This window comes from Amycolatopsis lexingtonensis, assembly GCF_014873755.1.
Classification (GTDB): Bacteria; Actinomycetota; Actinomycetes; order Mycobacteriales; family Pseudonocardiaceae; genus Amycolatopsis; species Amycolatopsis lexingtonensis.
In genome coordinates, this window is the sequence record NZ_JADBEG010000001.1 from 6,554,790 (window position 1) to 6,571,899 (window position 17,110).

A 17,110-nucleotide genomic window follows, 5' to 3' on the forward strand; every position below is an offset into this window, starting at 1 on the left:
GGGCGTAGCGGGGAGTGTCGCCTGCTGCCCGACGCGCCGAAGCCTTCCCGCGCGGAGCATCGGTGGACATGAACGAACCCAACCCCGCCCGGCTCCGGGCCGCCGACGCCGATCGTGAACGCGTCGCGAAGACCGTCCAGTCCGCCGGTTCCGAAGGCCGGCTCACCCTCGAAGAGGTCGAAGAGCGCCTCTCCCGCGTCTACGCCGCGCGGTTCACCGACGAACTCGCCGCGCTCACCACCGATCTGCCGCGGCCCGCGCCGCCGCGGGCGGGGTTCCCGCTCACCCGGGACGCGCTGCGGCGGCACCCGGCGCTGCGCTTCCACCTCGCCGTCGTGGTCGCGCTCTCGGTGCTGGCGATCGTCCGCTGGGCGGTGCTCGGCGCCGGCTTCTTCTGGCCCGCCTTCCCGATCTTCTGGCTCACCGTGAGCCTCGTGGTCCACGCGGGCGCGCGGTCGTTCCGGGAGCGGTCCGGTAGCGCTGTGCCATACTGAAGGCGTGCGGCACCACGCAGAGCGATTTTTTTACGGGATCCGGACTCCGGCTCCCGTGATCGCGTAGTGCCACCACCGCCATCACCGCCAGCCCCGGAGTCCTCGGACCCGGGGCTGCCGCCGTCCCTGGGGCCGGGCGGGTCCGGGATTCGAGGAAGAGGTCCCGATGAACGCACAAGCCACGAACGCCGACGGCCAGCCCGCCGAGCACACCCCCGCGGGCGATGACATCGCGGCGCTGCGCGAGGAGATCGACTGGCTGGACAAGGAGATCCTCCGGTTGGTGAAACGCCGCGTGGAGGTCTCCAAGACGATCGGCGCCGCGCGGATGGCCGCCGGTGGCACGCGCATCGTCTACAACCGCGAGATGGACGTGCTCGCGCGCTACCGCGAACTGGGCCCGGACGGCCGCCAGCTCGCCATGGCGCTGCTGAACCTCGGCCGGGGCAGGCTCGGCCGGTAACGGTTGGCCGAATTCGGGGACTTCCCGGAGGCACCGGCGGCCCGGGCACAGGCAGACTGGGGTCATGGACTGGCTCGTGAACCTCATCGCCGTCATCGTCGCGCTCGCGAGCGTGCTGGCCGCGCTGGGCCATGTGGGGTATCTGGCGCTGCTGAACAGCGCGGCGGGCAAGCGCGGCGCCAGCGGCGCTCCGGTCGGGCAGTACGTCCGCAGCCGGTGGGCCGTCGCGGGCGGCACCACCGCGGCTTCGCTGTTCGCCTGGTTGCTCACGGCCGGGGGAACGCCGCTCGACATCGTGGCGATCCTGATCGCGGGTGGTAGCGGCGTGGTGGCCACGAAGGCCCTGCAATCCACCCGGGATCGCTACCGCACGGGAGGCTGAATCCCCTGAACTGGCTTGATGGCGCTGCGTAAAACTCCGCAGCGTCACCTTCGCCCGATCGGTCGCGCCCGACCGAGTGAAACCTCTGCAACTTGCAAGTTTGGGGGCGACTTTCCCCGCCGGATGCTTTTAGGGTTTACGTCGTGAGGACCCTTGCGTCTGGGTCGGGCGATGCCCGCGAGACGCGCGGGGGCACCGGCCCCGCGCGTCCGCTGTCGCGTGCGCGTGCATCTGCGCAGGATTCCGAACGAGATTCCGCGCGTGAGGGTGCTCCTTTCGGGTCGTTCGGCCGCCGGATGGCGTCAGGACTCCTCCGCCGGGTGGTCGAGCCCACATGAGCAACGGCACGGAGTTCCACGGACGCGGCGCCGCTCCCGCGCACCCCGGACGGCACCGGCCCGGCGGCGCGGACACCTGGACGCCGCCGGTGCCGCCGCACCGTCCGGTGCGGCACCGCGCGACGCCGGTCGACCCGCCGGTGTCCGGCTCGCTCCCGCTCCCCCAGCAGGAGGCGTTTTCCCCGTCGCCGGGTGCCGGCGCCCGCCCCTTTCGGCGGCAAGGCGGACCCGGAACGCTTTCCGCCACCCCGACGTCCGGCTCGCTCCCGCCCCTCCCGCAGCCGTCCCGCGGCTCGGTCTCGGGGTCGCTCCCGCTGCCCCAGCCGCGGGACGGGCAGCCGCTGTTCCCGGCCGCGCACGGCAGCCTCGCCCTCGGCCACGGCGACCACGACGAGTACGGCTACGACGAGTACGACGACTTCGAGCCGGAACCGGCCGCGGCGCCACCCGCCGAGTCCCGCGCCGACCAGGCCGCACGCCGCACCCGCGTTTCGCTGTCCGCGCCCACCCCGCGCGGGGTCGACCTGGACGAGGACGACGTCCGCGTCTACAGCGCGCCCCCGCTCGACGGGCTGGGCGGCTTCACCATCGGCTCGGTGCCCGCGTCGGTGACGCCGCCGAAGACGTGGCGGAAGGCCGCCTGGTTCGCCACCGGCGCGTCCGGCGCCGTGGTCGTCGGGCTGCTGTGCGCGGGGTCCTTCCTGGTCGGGAAGCCGCCGGTGGACCAGGCCGTCCAAGGCTCGTGGCCCGGCTACCAGGGCGTGCCGACGGTCATCGACCCGACCGGCGAGCACCAGCCCCCGTCGGAAGGCGGTTCCGCGCCCGGCCCGGAGAACTCGGCCCGGCCGGACAACGACAACGCCGGTGACAAGAAGACCACCGGCAACGGCGGCGCCGGGCCGGCCGACAGTTCGGCCTCCACTCCGGGCAGCACCTCCGGCACCTCGGGGACGACACCCGGCACGACCACGCCGAGCAGCGCGCCGCAGAAGCCACCGGTCACGCCCGCCCAGCGCGAGACCCCGGTCAAACCGCCGTGGTGGTACTCCTTCCCGCCGGACGCCCAGACCATGGGCGACAACACGGAGAAGTTCTTCAACACGGTCACCACCGACCCCGCCTCGGCGTCGTCGGTGACCACCGGCGAGCTGCACGACCAGGGGCCGCACGCGCTCGCGGAGCGGTACGCCGGCATCGCCTACTTCGAGGTCAAGAAGGTCAGCATCGACCAGCAACGCGGCGTCACGGTGAACACCGTCGAGGTCACCCACACGGACGGGACCAAGACGATCGAAGAGCGCACCCTGACGTTCGGCGACGGCGACAAGATCGCGGCTGACGGCCAGTAACCGCACCTGCACGTGCGGTTCGCCCGTTCCGATGCACGTGCGGTGCGCCGAGCGGTTATGCCTGGTCCGGGTGGGTGACATAAGCTGCCGCTCGTCGTATCGCGACGGCATTCCGGCGACAGAGCCTGGTGGTCGCCGTCCGCACAGGGTTACCTGACGACAGCGGATCCGGAACCGGCCACGAGTCGGCCATCCGGACCAACGGAAGCTCGGCCGAACGGCCGGGTGACCGTCCCCGGAACCCAGAGCGAGGACTTTCGTGCTTGATCGGCAGCGCACACGGCGTGAGACACCCCACGCCGTCCGCGTCGAGGACGTCATCCCGGCCGAGATTCTCGACGGCGTCGGTGACGCCGACCGCGACTATCTCGAGCAGGTCTTCCGCGACCCGCAGAAGTTCGTGCCGCCGCGGCCCGAGCCGGCGCGCGAACCGGAGCAGGCCGAAGACGCCGGTGAGCCCGAAAGCAGGTTCGCCCGCCGCGCCAAGCTGGCCGGTCTCGTCGCCGCGGGCGCGCTCGTCGCCGGCGCGGTCATCGCCGCGCCGATGCTGACCAGCTCGCACCGCGCGGTGTCCGCCGGCGGGCAGTCCACCCCGGCCGGCTTCAGCGGGGCCGCGGAGCTCGGCGGCCTCGCCGTGCCGCAGCACCAGGCCGGCGGCGGTACCCCGGCGCGTCCGGGGCAGTCGACACAGAGCTCGCTGGGCGACGGCGGCACGTCGGCCGCCCAGAGCACCGAGGGCTCGCGGCAGGAGACGGCGCCGAGCACCGCCGAACCGGTTCCGGACCAGGCGGCCGACGCGCGCAGCGCGAGCCGGAAGATCCAGGCGGTCAAGGACTTCTACGCGGCCATCGCGCGGGACTCGTCGGGCGCGCTCGCGCTGCTGAGCCCCGACCTGGCGGGCGGCGCGGCCGGCGAACTCGTCCGCACCTGGAGCTCGATGGACGCCATCGACGTGCAGGAAGCCGACACGCAGATCAACCCGGACGGCTCGATCCTCGCGGTCGCGACGATGCGCCGGCCGGACGGCGGCCTGCTGCGCGTGACTCAGCTGTTCCGGGTCGCCGACACCGGCGGATTGATCACCGAGGCCGAGCTCGTCTCGGCCCAGTACATGTAGCCCTCGGCGATCATCCCTTCACCCCTGGTTCAAGTGCCCGTGCCGGATTCGTGTGCGCAGAGTGAGCGCCTAGCCTTGTCACGGGCCGGTCTCGGAAAAGCCGGCACAGAGCCCACGACATGTGCATACGCTCCAGCGACGCGGCGTGCTCGTGGCCGCGTCACCAGGCACCTATCCTCACGCCCTGGTGAAGTCGGAGCCCAAAGGGAGGTCGCGTGAGCGACGAGGGTCGTCTGGTCGCCGATCGGTACCGCATCGTCGGCCGGATCGGCACGGGCGCGATGGGGGCCGTCTGGCAGGCGCACGACGAGGTCCTGGGCCGCACCGTGGCGATCAAGCAGCTCCTGCTCCAGCCGCACCTGGACGAGCACGACAAGGAAGACGCCCGGCAGCGCACCATGCGCGAGGGCCGGATCGCGGCGCGGCTGCACCACCCGAACGCGATCTCCGTGTTCGACGTCGTCACCGACGACAACGGCCAGCCCTGCCTGATCATGGAGTACCTCAACTCCACCAGCCTGGCCGCCGTGCTGCAGGAACGCCGCACGCTGCCGCCGACCGAGGTGGCGCGCATCGGCGCCCAGGTCGCCGCGGCGCTGCGCGAGGCGCACGCGGTCGGCATCGTCCACCGCGACATCAAGCCGGGCAACATCCTGCTCGCCGGCAACGGCACCGTGAAGATCACCGACTTCGGCATCTCGCGCGCCAAGGACGACGTCACGGTCACCAAGACCGGGATGATCGCCGGCACCCCCGCCTACCTGGCCCCCGAGGTCGCCATCGGCGGTGACCCGGGCCCGGAGTCCGACGTCTTCTCGCTCGGCTCCACGCTGTACGCCGCGTGCGAGGGCCAGCCGCCGTTCGGGCTGTCCGAAAACACGCTGAGCCTGCTGCACGCGGTCGCGGCCGGGCAGATCAACCCGCCGCGCCAGTCCGGGCCGCTGGCCAGTGTGCTGGCCGTGCTGCTGCACCCGGACGTCGAGCACCGGCCGACCGCCGAGGAGTGCGAGGAGCTGCTCGCGGCCGTCGCGCGCGGCGAGACGCCGCTGGGCGGCCCGGCGGAGGACACCATGCTGGCGCCGGCCGCCGGTGTCCTCGGCGCGGCCGCCGTCGCGGACCCCAACGCGACCCAGATGTTCGACGAGATCCCCGCCGGGCACTCGGGCAGCCTGCTCGACGGGCAGGCGCCGACCCAGGCCGTCCCGTACTACGACGAGGACGACTACCCGGAGGGCACCGGCTACCCGGAAGACGACTACGACGGGTACGACCACTACCCCGAGGACAACCGCCACGGCGGCGTGCCGCCCGGGCTGGCCGCGACCCGCGCGGTGGCGGTGCCGCCGCACGGCCAGGACCCGTACGCGGACGACCAGTACGACGACTACGACGACGAGCCGGCCCCGCCGCCCCCGCCGCGGCCCCGCCCGCAGACGCGGCCCGACGATGACGACGAGAAGCCCGGGGCGTGGAAGCGCCCGGCGATCATCGGCGGCGTCGTGGTCGTGGGCCTGGTCGCCCTCGTCGTCTGGCTGCTGAGCCCGAACAACCCGGAGGCGCCGGCCGCGCCGGTGTCGAGCAGCAAGCCGACGCCCGCCGCGACGTCGGAGTCGCTGCCGTCGACGACGGACGTGCCGACCAGCACGGTCGAACTGCCGTCGAGCACGGAGGAACAGACGTCTTCGTCGAAGAAGACGACCTCGCGGGCCACCGAGCCGGAGCGGACCACGACTCCGAAGACGACGCCCAAGTCGACGCCGCCGGACACGACCCCCGTCGAAACGACGCCGACCACTCCCGTGACGCCGACCACCACCACCCCGGCCGGCACGTGACCGAGGATCCGACTTGAGTTCTGAAGGCACCATCGTCGGCGGCCGGTTCCGGCTGGACCAGCCGATCGGCCGTGGCCGCGCGGGCATCGTGTGGCTGGCGTTCGACACGCGGCTGTTCCGCACCGTCGCGATGAAGCGGATGTACCTGCCGGTCGGCGGCGGTGACCGCGCCGAGCAGGCGCGCGCGGCCGCCATGCAGGAGGGCAAGGACGCGGCCCGGATCGAGCACCCGTGCGCGATCAAGGTGTTCGACGTGCTGCCGGAGGGCCAGGACGTCTGGCTCGTGATGGAGTACATCCCGTCCCGCAGCATGGCGACGTTCCTCGCCGAGCACGGCAGGCTCACCTCGGACCAGGCGGCGGCGCTGGGCATCCAGCTCGGGAACGCGCTGGCCGCGATCCACACCGCCGGGTTCGTCCACCGCACGCTCGAACCGGGCACGGTGCTGCTGGCCGACGACGGCGGCGTGAAGCTCACCGACATCGGCATCAGCGGCGGCGGGCCCCACGCGGCGTATGTGGCGCCCGAGGTCGCGCGGGGACTGCCGCCGACTCCGGCCGCGGACGTCTTCTCCCTCGGCGCGACGCTGTACACCGCGGTCGAAGGCGTGCCGCCGTTCGGCGACGACGGCCAGTCGTCCGAGCGCCCGCCGCAGAACGCGGGCGTCCTCACCGAGGCGCTGCGCAAGATGCTGCGCTCGGACCCGACCACGCGCCCGACGATGGCGGACACCGTCCGCTCGCTGAAGGCGATCACCGAGGGCCGCGAGACGGCGTTCATCCCGCCGACCGCGCCCGGGATGCCGCCGCCCCCGCCGCCGCCGTTCAACCCGGGGCTGGCGCCCGCCGCCCCGCCGATGCCGCCGTCGGGTCCGCAGTTCCAGCAGCAGATCCCGCTCGCGCCGCCCGCACCCGGTTACGCCGGCGCGGAAGCGACCCAGCGGATGCAGCCGGTTCCGCCGCAAGCAACGCAGTACGCGCCGCCGCCCCCGCCCGCGGCCCGGCCGGCCGAGGCGTGGAACCTGCCGGTGTCGAAGAAGACGCTGATCACCGTGGCCGCGATCCTCGCGGCGGTGCTGGTCGGCATCCTCGTTTCGGAGCTGTTCTTCGTCTAAGCCACCTTGGCGGTCGCCGCGCGCATGGCTTCGAGCAGCGTGCGGACGGCCGGGTGGCCCCAGGCGCGCGACGTGACCGCGGCGTGGATCGTGCGGACCGGCTCCGGGTTCCGGATCCGGCGGACGACGACGCCGGGGTGCTGCGCGCCGAGGCCGAGCTCCGGGATGAGACCGACGCCGATGCCGGCGGCGACGAACCCCTGCGCCGTCTGATAGTCCTCGGACTCGACGACGACGTTCGGCGCGAACCCGGCGGACGCGCACGCGCTGTCCAGGATGTCCCGGCAGATGCCGGGCAGGCCGTCGACGCCGACCCACGGCTCCTCGGCGAAGTCCGTCAGGTCCAGCACGCGCTTGCGGGCCAGTGGGTGGGTCTTCGGCAGGACCGCGCGGTACGGGTCGTCGAGCAGGTGCACCAGCTCCACGCCCTTGGCGGGCGGAGTCCGGCGCGGGAAGACGGTGATCGCGACGTCGGCGTTGCCCGCTTCGACGTCCGTCATCGGGTCGTCGGGCTCGACGAGCTTGAGGTCGAGGTGTACGCCGGGGTGCTCGCGGCGGACGGCGGCGATCGCGGGCGGCACCAGCGACGCGCCCGCCGTGGCGAAGTAGCGGATCGAGACGCGGCCGGTGCGGCCCTCCTTGAGCTCGGCCAGCGCCGCCTCGGCCTTGGCCAGCTCGGTACTCAGCGTCTCGGCGTGCTCGGACAGCAGCGCGCCAGCCGGGGTCGGCCGGACGCCGCGCCCGACGCGTTCGAGGAGTTCGGTGCCCGCTTCGCGTTCCAGCGCGGAAAGCTGCTGGCTGATCGCGGACGGCGTGTAGCCCAGGTTGCGGGCCGCGGCGGTGATCGACCCGCTGGTGATCACGGCGCGGAGTACCTGCATGCGGCGGACGTCGAGCATGCCCGGATCTTACAGCTGGGCTTAAGTGTTCCTGCAGTTATTTTCGCTTGTCCTTACGTCTGGCGCGGGCGAAGCTGGCGCTTGATCGGCGAAGGAGGCCTGGGGTGGGCGAGACGAAGACCCTGCTGAGGATCGGCGCGCTGGCGTTGATGTGGGGCTCGAGTTTCTTCTGGATCAAGCTGGGGCTGGGGATGTTCTCACCGGTCCAGCTGGTGCTGGCGCGGCTCGTGCTGGGCGCGGCCATGCTGCTGGTGCTGTGCCGGCTGCAGCGGGCGCGGCTGCCGCGCGACCGCCGGATGTGGGGCCACCTGGCGGTCGCGGCGTTCTTCCACAACGCGCTGCCGTTCCTGCTGTTCGCCATCGGCGAGACGACGGTCGATTCGGGGATCACCGGCGTGCTGAACTCGACGACGCCGCTGTGGGTGCTGCTGGCGGCGCCGCTGATGGGGACGTCGTCGCGGATGACCGGGGCGCGGCTGGCGGGCCTGCTGATCGGGCTGGGCGGGATCCTGCTGATCTTCGCGCCGTGGCAGGCGTCGGGCCTGCTGAGCTGGGGCGCGCTGGCGTGCCTCGCGGCGGCGGCCAGCTACGGCTTCGCGTTCGTCTACGAGGGCAAGTACCTGTCGGACTCGTCGTTGTCGCCGTACGCGACCGCGGCGGGCCAGATGCTGCTGGCGAGCGGGTTCCTGGTGCTGGCGCTGCCGGTCGGCGGGCTCACGCCGGTGCACGTGTCCCCCGGGCCGCTGCTGGCGATCCTGGTGCTGGGGATCGGGTCGACGGGCTTCGCGTTCGCCCTCAACTACCAGCTGCTGGCGAGCGAGGGCGCGGTGGCGGCGTCGGTGGTGGGTTACCTGCTGCCGGTGGTGTCGGTGCTGCTGGGGGCGCTGTTCCTGGGCGAGCAGCTGCACCTGCGGGTGATCGCGGGCATGGTGGTGGTGCTCGGCGGCGTCGCGTTGACGCGGCTGCCGAAGCGGGTGCCGGTGGAGCCGGTGCTGGAACGGGTCTAGACGAGACGGCGGTCGGAAGCCCAGCGGGAGAGCTCGTAGCGGTTCGACAGCTGGGTCTTCCGCAGCACGCTCGAGACGTGCGTCTCCACCGTCTTCACCGAGATGAACAGCTCCGACGCGATTTCCTTGTACGCGTAGCCGCGGGCCAGCAGCCGCAGGACGTCGCGCTCGCGGGGCGTCAGCAGGTCGAGCTCGGGGTCGTTGATCGGGGCCGAGCCGGGGCGGTCGGCGAACGCGTCCAGGACGAAGCCGGCCAGGCGCGGGGAGAACACCGCGTCGCCGTCCGAGACGCGGACCACCGCGCGGACCAGTTCCTTCGACGAGATCGTCTTCGTCACATAGCCGCGGGCGCCGGCGCGGATGACCGCGATGACGTCCTCGGCGGCGTCCGAAACCGACAGCGCCAGGAAGACGACGTCCGGCAGCTCCGGGCGGACGCGGCGCAGCACCTCGGCGCCGCCGCCGTCGGGCATGTGCACGTCGAGCAGCACGACCTGCGGCTTCGTCCGCGCGATGCCGGCGACGGCTTCGGCGACCGAACCGGCCTCGCCGACGACGCGGACCTCGTCGGTGATCGAGTCGAGCTCGGTGCGCACCCCCGCGCGGAACAGCGCGTGGTCGTCGACGAGGAACACCTTGACCGGTTCACGCTGGCTTTCCGTCACGTCGTCGAGCATAGCCGCCTCACGCCGCTCCCTTGCCCGCTTTCACCGGCATGGCGAGCTGCACCTCGGTGCCCTCGCCCGGCGCGGTCCGGACCTTGCAGGTGCCGCCGTGCCGGGTCATCCGGCCGCGGATCGAGTCGGCGAGGCCGTGGCGGTCGTCCGGGACGAGGTCGGGGTCGAAGCCCTTGCCGCGGTCGCGGACGAACACCGTCACCGCCGTCGGCTCGACCTCGGCGAAGACGCTGACCTCCTCGACGCCGGCGTGCTTAGCGGCGTTGACGATGGCTTCGCGGGCGGCCTGGACGAGCGCGACCAGCGACTCGTCGAGTTCCGCATCGCCGACGACGACCTGGCCGACGGAGATGGCGAAGGTGTCCTCGACCTCGCCGCACGCCGTCGCGAGCGCTTCGGACAGCTGGCCGGTGGCTTCCTCTTCGTTCTCGACCGGCTTGCCGTAGCCGTTGGGGCCGTAGAGCCAGCCGCGCAGCTCGCGTTCCTGGCTGCGGGCCAGGCGCGCGACCTCGCGGGGCTGCTCGCTCTGCTTCTGGATGAGCGCGAGGGTCTGCAGCACGGAGTCGTGCAGGTGGGCGGCGATCTCGGCGCGTTCGTCGGTGCGGATGCGGGCCTTGCGCTCGTCGGAGAGGTCGCGGACCAGCCGCAGCCAGAACGGCACGGTCAGCACGGCGACGCCGATCAGCGTGGCGAGGACCGCGATCAGCGCGAACTGGACCTGGTCGAGGGTGCCGCTGCGCAGCACGACGACGGTGATGCCGGTGATCACCAGCGCGACGCCGGCGACGATCCGGATGGCGGCCGACCAGCCGCCCCCACCGAGGAAGGCGCCCGCGAAGCCGTCCTTCGCCCCGACCCGCCAACGGCGGCGCTGTGACTCGTCGGCCTCCCGCCAGACGACCGCGAGACCGAGCATGGCGACGGCGAGCGGCACGGCGACCCAGCCGCTGATGAACCCGGTGAGCGTCCCGCTGGCGACAGCGAGGCCGACCCCCAGCGCGATCAGGCCGAACGCCTGCTGCCGTTCCTTCGGCGTCGGCGCCTCGGCGGCTTCCTGGGACTGCTGCTGCACGAACACCCAGAGCAGCCCGTAGGCGAGCAACCCGGCCCCGTTGAGCGCGGCGAGCAGCGCGAAGGCCGTCCGCACCCACAGGACCGGAACCCCGAGGTGATCGGCGAGCCCGCCGGCGACCCCGGCGATCGCCCGCCCGGAGCGCCGCCGGAACATCTTGGGCTTTTCCGGGACGACGACCGCCTGGTCGGTGGCTACGAGGTCGAGGGAGTCCTGCACGCCGTCCATGGTCACACGCTGGGGCTTGGGGTTCCATCGGGGAAACCCCTGATCCACCGGCCCGGGCCCGGGATCCGGGACCGGGGAAACCTCAGGGACCATCCCGGATGTCCCGCCGCCGCCGGTGCCGCATGCTTCTCGGTATGAGTGGTGCGAGCGAAAGCCGGTCCTCGAAGCCGGGGGTCTTGAACGGCTTCGAGGAGACCGTCAAGGACTTCTGGGCCAGCCGGCCGCGGCGGCCGCAGGCGGGGCGGAAGGTGGCCGGGGTGGCCGCCGGGTTCGGGTACCGGTATGGGGTGGATCCCGTCGTCGTGCGGATCGCGCTGGTGGTCGCGACGATCTTCGGGGGCTTCGGCCTGACCTTCTACCTGCTGGCGTGGCTGTTCCTGCCCGGCGAAAACGACGAGGTGTCCGGCTTCGAGAGCCTCATCGGGCGCGGCCGGTCCTCGGTGTCGCCCGCCTTCGCCGTCGTGCTGGCCGTGCTCACCGTCGTCAGTGCCGGCGGGATGTTCAGCTCCACCTGGTTCGACGGTGGCGGCCTGATCGGCTTCGCGCTCATCTCCACCGCCCTCTACCTGCTGCACCGCAGCCGCGGGCACCTGAACCGGCCGGCGCCGGTCGTGCTGCGGACGCGGAGCGAGGCCTTCACCGGGAACGGAGCCTTCACCATGACCGACACCGCCGAGGCGCCGTCGCCGGCGCGGGGGTTCGACCCCCTCGCCGCCGACCCGGCCGGCTGGGACCTGCCCGACGCGCCGGCGGAGCCGCCGCAGCCGACTCCGCCGCCGTCCTACCGGGCGCCTGAGCGGCGGCCGCACTCCAAGGTGGGCTCGGTGACCTTCGCGGTCGCCGTGCTGACCGCCGGCGCCGGCGTGCTGCTGAACCTCAACGGCGTGGACTGGTTTTCCGCGCAGCACATCATCGGGCTCGTGCTCGGCGTGGTCGGCATCGGCCTGGTCGCCGGTGCCTTCGCCCGCGGCGGGGGCGGCCTGATCGGGCTCGCGGTGCCGCTGGCGATCGTCGGGATGATCCTGACGACGGCACCGTTCGAGAACCTCGACTTCCGCGGCGGTGTCGGCGACATCAAGCCGAACCCGGCCACGATCGCCGACGTGCAGCCGCTCTACCAGCACGCGGCCGGCGACATCGACCTCGACCTGAGCAAGCTGCCCGCCGGCGACCCGTACTCGACGACGATCTCCAACGGCGCGGGCGACAGCACCGTCATCGTGCCGGCGAACGCGGACGTCACCTACGAGTGCCACACCGGCGCCGGCTCGGCCGAGTGCTTCGACCGCTCGACCGACGGCATCAGCCAGGGCGCGCTCAAGGGCACGGACAACGGCTCCGACGGCGTCGGCGGCCAGAAGATCACCCTGAAGGTGGACAACAGCGTGGGCAGCGTGGAGGTGCGACGTGGCTGAGCAGAACCCCTACGTCTACGACGAACCGGCGGACACCCAGCCCGCCAAGCGCGGCGGCGTGAACGTCTTCACCCTGATCGTCGGGATCGCGACGCTGCTCGTGTCGGCCTACGTCCTCTCGGACGGCGCCAGCTGGCTGCCCTCGTTCGACTTCCGCTGGGTGATCGCCGGCGGCGCGGTGTTCGTGGGGCTGCTGCTCCTCGGCGCGTCGTTCGGCGGCAAACGCCGGCGCTGAAAGAAAAACCCTCGAGGCCCCGGATCCCACGCCGGGGCCTCGAGCCTTGTCTACAGTGGACTCACTCCCACTCGATGGTGCCCGGCGGCTTGGACGTCACGTCCAGCACCACCCGGTTGACCTCCGCCACCTCGTTGGTGATGCGCGTGGAGATCCGCTCCAGGACGTCGTAGGGCAGCCGCGTCCAGTCCGCGGTCATCGCGTCCTCGGACGACACCGGCCGCAGCACCACCGGGTGCCCGTAGGTCCGGCCGTCGCCCTGGACGCCGACGCTGCGGACGTCCGCGAGCAGCACCACCGGGCACTGCCAGATGCTGCGGTCCAGCCCGGCCGCCGTCAGCTCCTCGCGGGCGATCAGGTCGGCCGCGCGCAGGGTTTCGAGGCGCTCGGCGTCGACCGCGCCGATGATCCGGATGCCGAGGCCGGGGCCGGGGAACGGCTGGCGCTGCACGATCGTCTCGGGCAGGCCCAGCTCCAGGCCGACCCGGCGGACCTCGTCCTTGAACAGCAGCCGCAGCGGCTCGACCAGCTCGAACTCGAGGTCGTCCGGCAGGCCGCCGACGTTGTGGTGGCTCTTGATGTTGGCCGTGCCCTCACCGCCGCCGGACTCGACGACGTCCGGGTACAACGTGCCCTGGACCAGGAACTTGTAGTCGCCCTGGGCCTTGAGGTCGCGCTCGGCCTGTTCGAAGACGCGGATGAACTCGCGGCCGATGATCTTGCGCTTCTGCTCCGGGTCGGTGACGCCGGCGAGCGCGTCGAGGAAGCGGTCACGCGCGTCCACGGTCACCAGGTTGACGCCGGTGGCGGCGACGAAGTCGCGCTCGACCTGGGTCCGCTCCCCCGCGCGCAGCAGGCCGTGGTCGACGAACACGCAGGTCAGCCGGTCGCCGATCGCCCGCTGCACGAGCGCGGCCGCGACGGCGGAGTCGACGCCGCCGGAGAGGCCGCAGATCGCGCGGCCGTCGCCGATCTGGTCGCTGATCCGCTGGATCTGCTCCTCGACGATCGACGACGTCGTCCACTGCGGCTTGATGCCGGCGATGTCGTGCAGGAACCGGCGCAGCACCTCCTGGCCGTGCGGCGAGTGCGCCACCTCCGGGTGGTACTGGACGCCCGCGAAGCGGCGCTCGACGTCCTCGAAGCCGGCGACCTCGGCGCCGTCGGAGGACGCGGTGACGACCGAGCCTTCCGGGGCCTTGGTGACGCTGTCGTTGTGGCTCATCCACGCGGGCTGGTGCGCGGGCAGGCCGGCGTGCAGGACGCCGCCGTCACCGGTCACGCGGACCTCGGTGCGGCCGAACTCGCGGACGCCGGTCGGCTCGACGACGCCGCCGAGCGCGCTGGCGAGCAGCTGGTGGCCGTAGCAGATGCCGAAGATCGGGACGCCCGCTTCGGTGAGCTTCGGGTCCATGCCCGGCGCGCCTTCGGCGTACACGCTCGAAGGGCCGCCGGAAAGGATGATGGCCGCGGGGTTCTTCGCGAGGATCTCTTCGGTGGACGCGGTGTGCGGCACGACCTCCGAGTAGATCTGCGCCTCGCGGACGCGCCGGGCGATCAGCTGCGCGTACTGCGCCCCGAAGTCCACGACGAGAACCGGACCGGTGGGACTGGGCACCTGGCGACCTCCTGGCGAGAAGCGGGAATCGGAGTCCATCGTCCCAGGTGGGCCCGGTCACTCCCGATTCAGGGCCGCCCCTGTCCGCGATCAGGCCTACGGTCCCCGGTATGGCTGTGAACTGGACCAAGGAACTTACCGACCAGCTCGACTTCCACTGGAACGTCCACACGCGCCCGAAGCTCGAGGGGCTCACCGACGACGAGTACTTCTGGGAGCCGGTCACGGGCTGCTGGACCGTGCGGCCGCGCAAGTCGGACGACGAACCCGGCACCGGGCCGTTCACCATCGACTTCGCCTTCCCGGAGCCGACTCCCCCGCCGGTCACGACGATCGCGTGGCGGCTCAACCACATCCTGGTCGGCGTCCTGGGCATGCGGACGGCGTCGCACTTCGGCGGCCCGGCGATGACCTACGACGATTACCCGTACCCGGGGACCGCCGGGGAGGCGCTGGCGCTGCTGGACGAGTACTACGCCCGGTGGGTTGCCGGCGTCCGCTCGCTCGACGAGGAGGCGCTCGCGCGGCCGTGCGGCCCCGCCGAAGGCCCGTATGCGGAGTACCCGATGGCGACGCTGGTGCTCCACATCCACCGCGAGATGATCCACCACTGCGCCGAAGTCCTGCTGCTGCGCGACCTCTATCGCCATCGGTGAGCTGTAACGGGGAGTCACCGTCGGCCCGATTCACGGGTATCGAGGTTGGCTTCCGAGGGGGACCCGCATGCTCTACCGACTCCGCCCGCAAGGCGCCCTGACCTGGTGCGACGTGCCCGGTTACGTGGTCTGCCGCGCCGACGACCAGCCCCCGCCAGACTGGGAACGGCTGTCGTGGGTGCCCGCCGAGACCCGTGCGTTCAGCACCGACCTGCTGCGGATCGCGCTCCGCTACGGCGCCCGCTCGGGCAGCGGGATCATCCTGGACGCCCGGCACACCGAAGACCTCGGCCGGGCCGACGAGCTGCGGTGCGAACGGATCGCCGCCGCGCAGGCCCGCGCGGAGCAGTGCGAAAGCGTGGACGAGCACCTGGAGTGGGAACGCACCGAGCGGGCGGCCCGCCAGGCCGAACTGGACCTCGCCGAGCTCCTGGCGGTGCCGCCGCAGCCGCACCTGGTCGCGCACTGGTGCCGGCTCGGCGGGCGCTACCCCGACTGACGTCGTGGCAGGAGCAGGAAGCCGAGGGCCAGGCCGAGCAGGGCCGGGACGCCGTGGTTGTCGTGCACCAGCGTGTCCACCACGGCCAGCACCGGCACCGCGAACGCCAGGACGCGGAACTGGACCGGCAGCACCACGCCGTAGCGGCGCGAAGCCACCATCACGACCGCGGCCAGGCCACCGAGCAGGCCCGCGACGCACATCGAGTTGCCCGCCCCGACCGGGTTGAGCCAGACGTAGCTCGTGAACTGGCCGAAGAGGCCGCAGCCGAAGTAGAGGACCAGCCAGCGGGCGCGGCCGAACACGCGCTCGGCCAGCGTGCCGAACACCGCCAGCCAGAGCAGGTTCGACACCAGGCCGAAGGCCCAGGCGTCCTGGAAGAACATGCCCGTCACCAGGCGGTACCACTCGCCGTCGTCGATGCGGACGGCGTCGCGGACGACGTGGTCGTAGAGCGGCGAGTGCAGCAGCTGCGCGATCCCGCACGCCAGCGTCACCGCGAACACCGCGGCCGTCAGGTACGGGCGGCGGGCGGCGCCGGCGAGGGCCGCGAACGGGTTGCGGGATGCGGCGCGCGTGCTCATGGACGAAAATCTAGGCGCGTCCCCGCCGCCGCACCCCCGACGTTTGTCACGTTCAGCCCAGGGAAGGCCCCAGTATGCGAGCGACAGTCATCTACGGCGCCGGCGACGTCCGGGTCGAGACCGTTCCGGACCCGAAGCTGGTCGAGCCGACCGACGTCGTGCTGCGGGTGGTGCGGTCCTGCATCTGCGGCAGCGACCTCTGGCCCTACGCCGACATGCCGCCGCGCGAGCACGGGCGGCGGATCGGCCACGAGTTCCTCGGCGTCGTCGAAGAGACCGGCGCCGACGTCACCACCCTCAAGAAGGGCGACCTCGCCGTCGCGCCGTTCGTCTGGTCCGACAACACCTGCGAGTTCTGCCGCGAAGGCCTCCAGACGTCCTGCCTGCACGGCGGCGGCTGGGGCGCGAAGGGCGTCGACGGCGGTCAGGGTGAGGCCGTGCGCGTGCCGCAGGCGGACGGCACGCTGGTCAAGCTGCCGCACACCGAGGACGACGACCTGCTCGCGTCGCTGCTGACGCTGTCGGACGTCTTCTCCACCGGCCACCACGCCGCGGTGAAGGCGCGCGTGAGCGAAGGCCAGAACGTCACCGTGATCGGCGACGGCGCGGTCGGGCTTTCCGCCGTCCTCGCGGCGAAGCGCCTGGGCGCCGACCGGATCGTCCTGATGGGACGCCACCGGGCACGCACCGACCTGGGCCGCGAGTTCGGCGCGACCGACGTCGTCGCCGAGCGCGGTGACGAGGGCATCGAGAAGGTGCGCGAGCTGACGAACGGCCAGGGCACGCACGCCGTTCTCGAGTGCGTCGGCACGAAAGGCGCGTTCGAAATGGGCGTCGGGGTCGTGCGGGCGGGTGGCGCGGTCAGCCGCGTCGGCCTGCCGCAGTACGAAGACGCGCCCGCCGGCGTGGGCGTGTTCCGGCGCAACGTCACCATCACCGGCGGCGTCGCGCCCGCGCGGCACTACATCCCCGAGCTGCTGCCGGACGTCCTCGACGGCAAGTACCGGCCGGGGCGCGTCTTCGACCGGACCATCGACGTCGAGGGTGTCCCGGACGGCTACCGCGCGATGGCGGACCGCGAAGCGCTGAAGGTGCTCATCAAGCCGTGACCCGTCCGGGTGGGGATGT

At 72.4% G+C, this 17,110-nt stretch carries 18 protein-coding genes; 13 read left to right on the forward strand and 5 right to left on the reverse strand.

Annotation, left to right across the window (positions count from 1 at the left end; translation table 11 throughout):
* Window positions 1-68 precede the first annotated feature (68 nt).
* From H4696_RS29720 to H4696_RS29750, 7 genes are all read left to right on the forward strand, one after another.
* A complete protein-coding gene (locus H4696_RS29720; protein ID WP_086862754.1) occupies window positions 69-494 on the forward strand; it encodes a DUF1707 SHOCT-like domain-containing protein in 426 nt (141 codons plus the stop codon).
* 166 nt (window positions 495-660) lie between these two features.
* Entirely contained in the window at window positions 661-957 is a 297-nt protein-coding gene (locus H4696_RS29725) for a chorismate mutase (RefSeq protein WP_086862755.1), read from the forward strand.
* Window positions 958-1,021: 64 nt separating this feature from the next.
* Window positions 1,022-1,339: a hypothetical protein gene (locus H4696_RS29730; protein ID WP_086862756.1), complete on the forward strand. Its 318-nt coding sequence runs from the start codon at window positions 1,022-1,024 to the stop codon at window positions 1,337-1,339.
* A gap of 334 nt (window positions 1,340-1,673) precedes the next feature.
* A complete protein-coding gene (locus tag H4696_RS29735) occupies window positions 1,674-3,026 on the forward strand; it encodes a hypothetical protein (protein WP_086862757.1) in 1,353 nt (450 codons plus the stop codon).
* 259 nt (window positions 3,027-3,285) lie between these two features.
* Window positions 3,286-4,143, forward strand: coding sequence for a hypothetical protein (locus H4696_RS29740; RefSeq protein ID WP_086862758.1), 858 nt, complete (start codon window positions 3,286-3,288; stop codon window positions 4,141-4,143).
* Between the two features lie 215 nt (window positions 4,144-4,358).
* Window positions 4,359-5,978 carry a serine/threonine-protein kinase gene (locus tag H4696_RS29745; RefSeq protein ID WP_086862759.1) on the forward strand — a complete coding sequence of 540 codons (1,620 nt, stop codon included), beginning with the start codon at window positions 4,359-4,361 and terminating at the stop codon, window positions 5,976-5,978.
* A 13-nt stretch (window positions 5,979-5,991) separates the two neighbouring features.
* Window positions 5,992-7,092, forward strand: a complete 1,101-nt coding sequence (locus H4696_RS29750; RefSeq protein ID WP_192782612.1) for a serine/threonine-protein kinase — start codon at window positions 5,992-5,994, stop codon at window positions 7,090-7,092.
* Here H4696_RS29750 and H4696_RS29755 read toward each other — a convergent pair.
* Window positions 7,089-7,991: a LysR family transcriptional regulator gene (locus tag H4696_RS29755; protein WP_086865731.1), complete on the reverse strand. Its 903-nt coding sequence runs from the start codon at window positions 7,989-7,991 to the stop codon at window positions 7,089-7,091. The genes H4696_RS29750 and H4696_RS29755 overlap by 4 nt on opposite strands.
* Window positions 7,992-8,095: 104 nt before the next feature.
* Here H4696_RS29755 and H4696_RS29760 point away from each other — a divergent pair, with 104 nt between their 5' ends.
* Complete coding sequence (locus H4696_RS29760) at window positions 8,096-8,998, forward strand: EamA family transporter (protein WP_192782613.1); 903 nt, start codon at window positions 8,096-8,098, stop codon at window positions 8,996-8,998.
* On the opposite strand, the gene H4696_RS29765 is transcribed toward H4696_RS29760, so the two are convergent.
* A complete protein-coding gene (locus H4696_RS29765; RefSeq protein ID WP_476693080.1) occupies window positions 8,995-9,663 on the reverse strand; it encodes a response regulator in 669 nt (222 codons plus the stop codon). The genes H4696_RS29760 and H4696_RS29765 overlap by 4 nt on opposite strands.
* Window positions 9,664-9,682: 19 nt before the next feature.
* A complete protein-coding gene (locus H4696_RS29770) occupies window positions 9,683-10,975 on the reverse strand; it encodes an ATP-binding protein (protein ID WP_225955843.1) in 1,293 nt (430 codons plus the stop codon).
* Between the two features lie 134 nt (window positions 10,976-11,109).
* On the opposite strand from H4696_RS29770, the gene H4696_RS29775 reads away from it, so the two are divergent.
* Both H4696_RS29775 and H4696_RS29780 read left to right on the forward strand, forming a co-directional pair.
* Window positions 11,110-12,390, forward strand: coding sequence for a PspC domain-containing protein (locus H4696_RS29775; protein WP_086856210.1), 1,281 nt, complete (start codon window positions 11,110-11,112; stop codon window positions 12,388-12,390).
* Window positions 12,383-12,625, forward strand: a complete 243-nt coding sequence (locus H4696_RS29780; RefSeq protein ID WP_086856211.1) for a hypothetical protein — start codon at window positions 12,383-12,385, stop codon at window positions 12,623-12,625. The genes H4696_RS29775 and H4696_RS29780 overlap by 8 nt, the downstream gene beginning before the upstream one ends.
* A 61-nt stretch (window positions 12,626-12,686) precedes the next feature.
* On the opposite strand, the gene guaA is transcribed toward H4696_RS29780, so the two are convergent.
* Window positions 12,687-14,243, reverse strand: a complete 1,557-nt coding sequence (gene guaA / locus H4696_RS29785; RefSeq protein WP_086856212.1) for a glutamine-hydrolyzing GMP synthase — start codon at window positions 14,241-14,243, stop codon at window positions 12,687-12,689.
* A gap of 110 nt (window positions 14,244-14,353) precedes the next feature.
* Between guaA and H4696_RS29790 the strand changes: the two genes are divergently transcribed.
* Window positions 14,354-14,899: a DinB family protein gene (locus H4696_RS29790; RefSeq protein ID WP_086856213.1), complete on the forward strand. Its 546-nt coding sequence runs from the start codon at window positions 14,354-14,356 to the stop codon at window positions 14,897-14,899.
* A gap of 67 nt (window positions 14,900-14,966) precedes the next feature.
* The gene (locus H4696_RS29795) at window positions 14,967-15,398 is read left to right on the forward strand and encodes a hypothetical protein (RefSeq protein ID WP_086856214.1); all 432 of its coding nucleotides are present in this window, start codon (window positions 14,967-14,969) and stop codon (window positions 15,396-15,398) included.
* On the opposite strand, the gene H4696_RS29800 is transcribed toward H4696_RS29795, so the two are convergent.
* Window positions 15,386-15,982, reverse strand: coding sequence for a rhomboid family intramembrane serine protease (locus H4696_RS29800; protein WP_086856215.1), 597 nt, complete (start codon window positions 15,980-15,982; stop codon window positions 15,386-15,388). The genes H4696_RS29795 and H4696_RS29800 overlap by 13 nt on opposite strands.
* A 74-nt stretch (window positions 15,983-16,056) precedes the next feature.
* Here H4696_RS29800 and H4696_RS29805 point away from each other — a divergent pair, with 74 nt between their 5' ends.
* Window positions 16,057-17,091, forward strand: a complete 1,035-nt coding sequence (locus tag H4696_RS29805) for a zinc-dependent alcohol dehydrogenase family protein (protein ID WP_086856216.1) — start codon at window positions 16,057-16,059, stop codon at window positions 17,089-17,091.
* Window positions 17,092-17,110 lie beyond the last annotated feature (19 nt).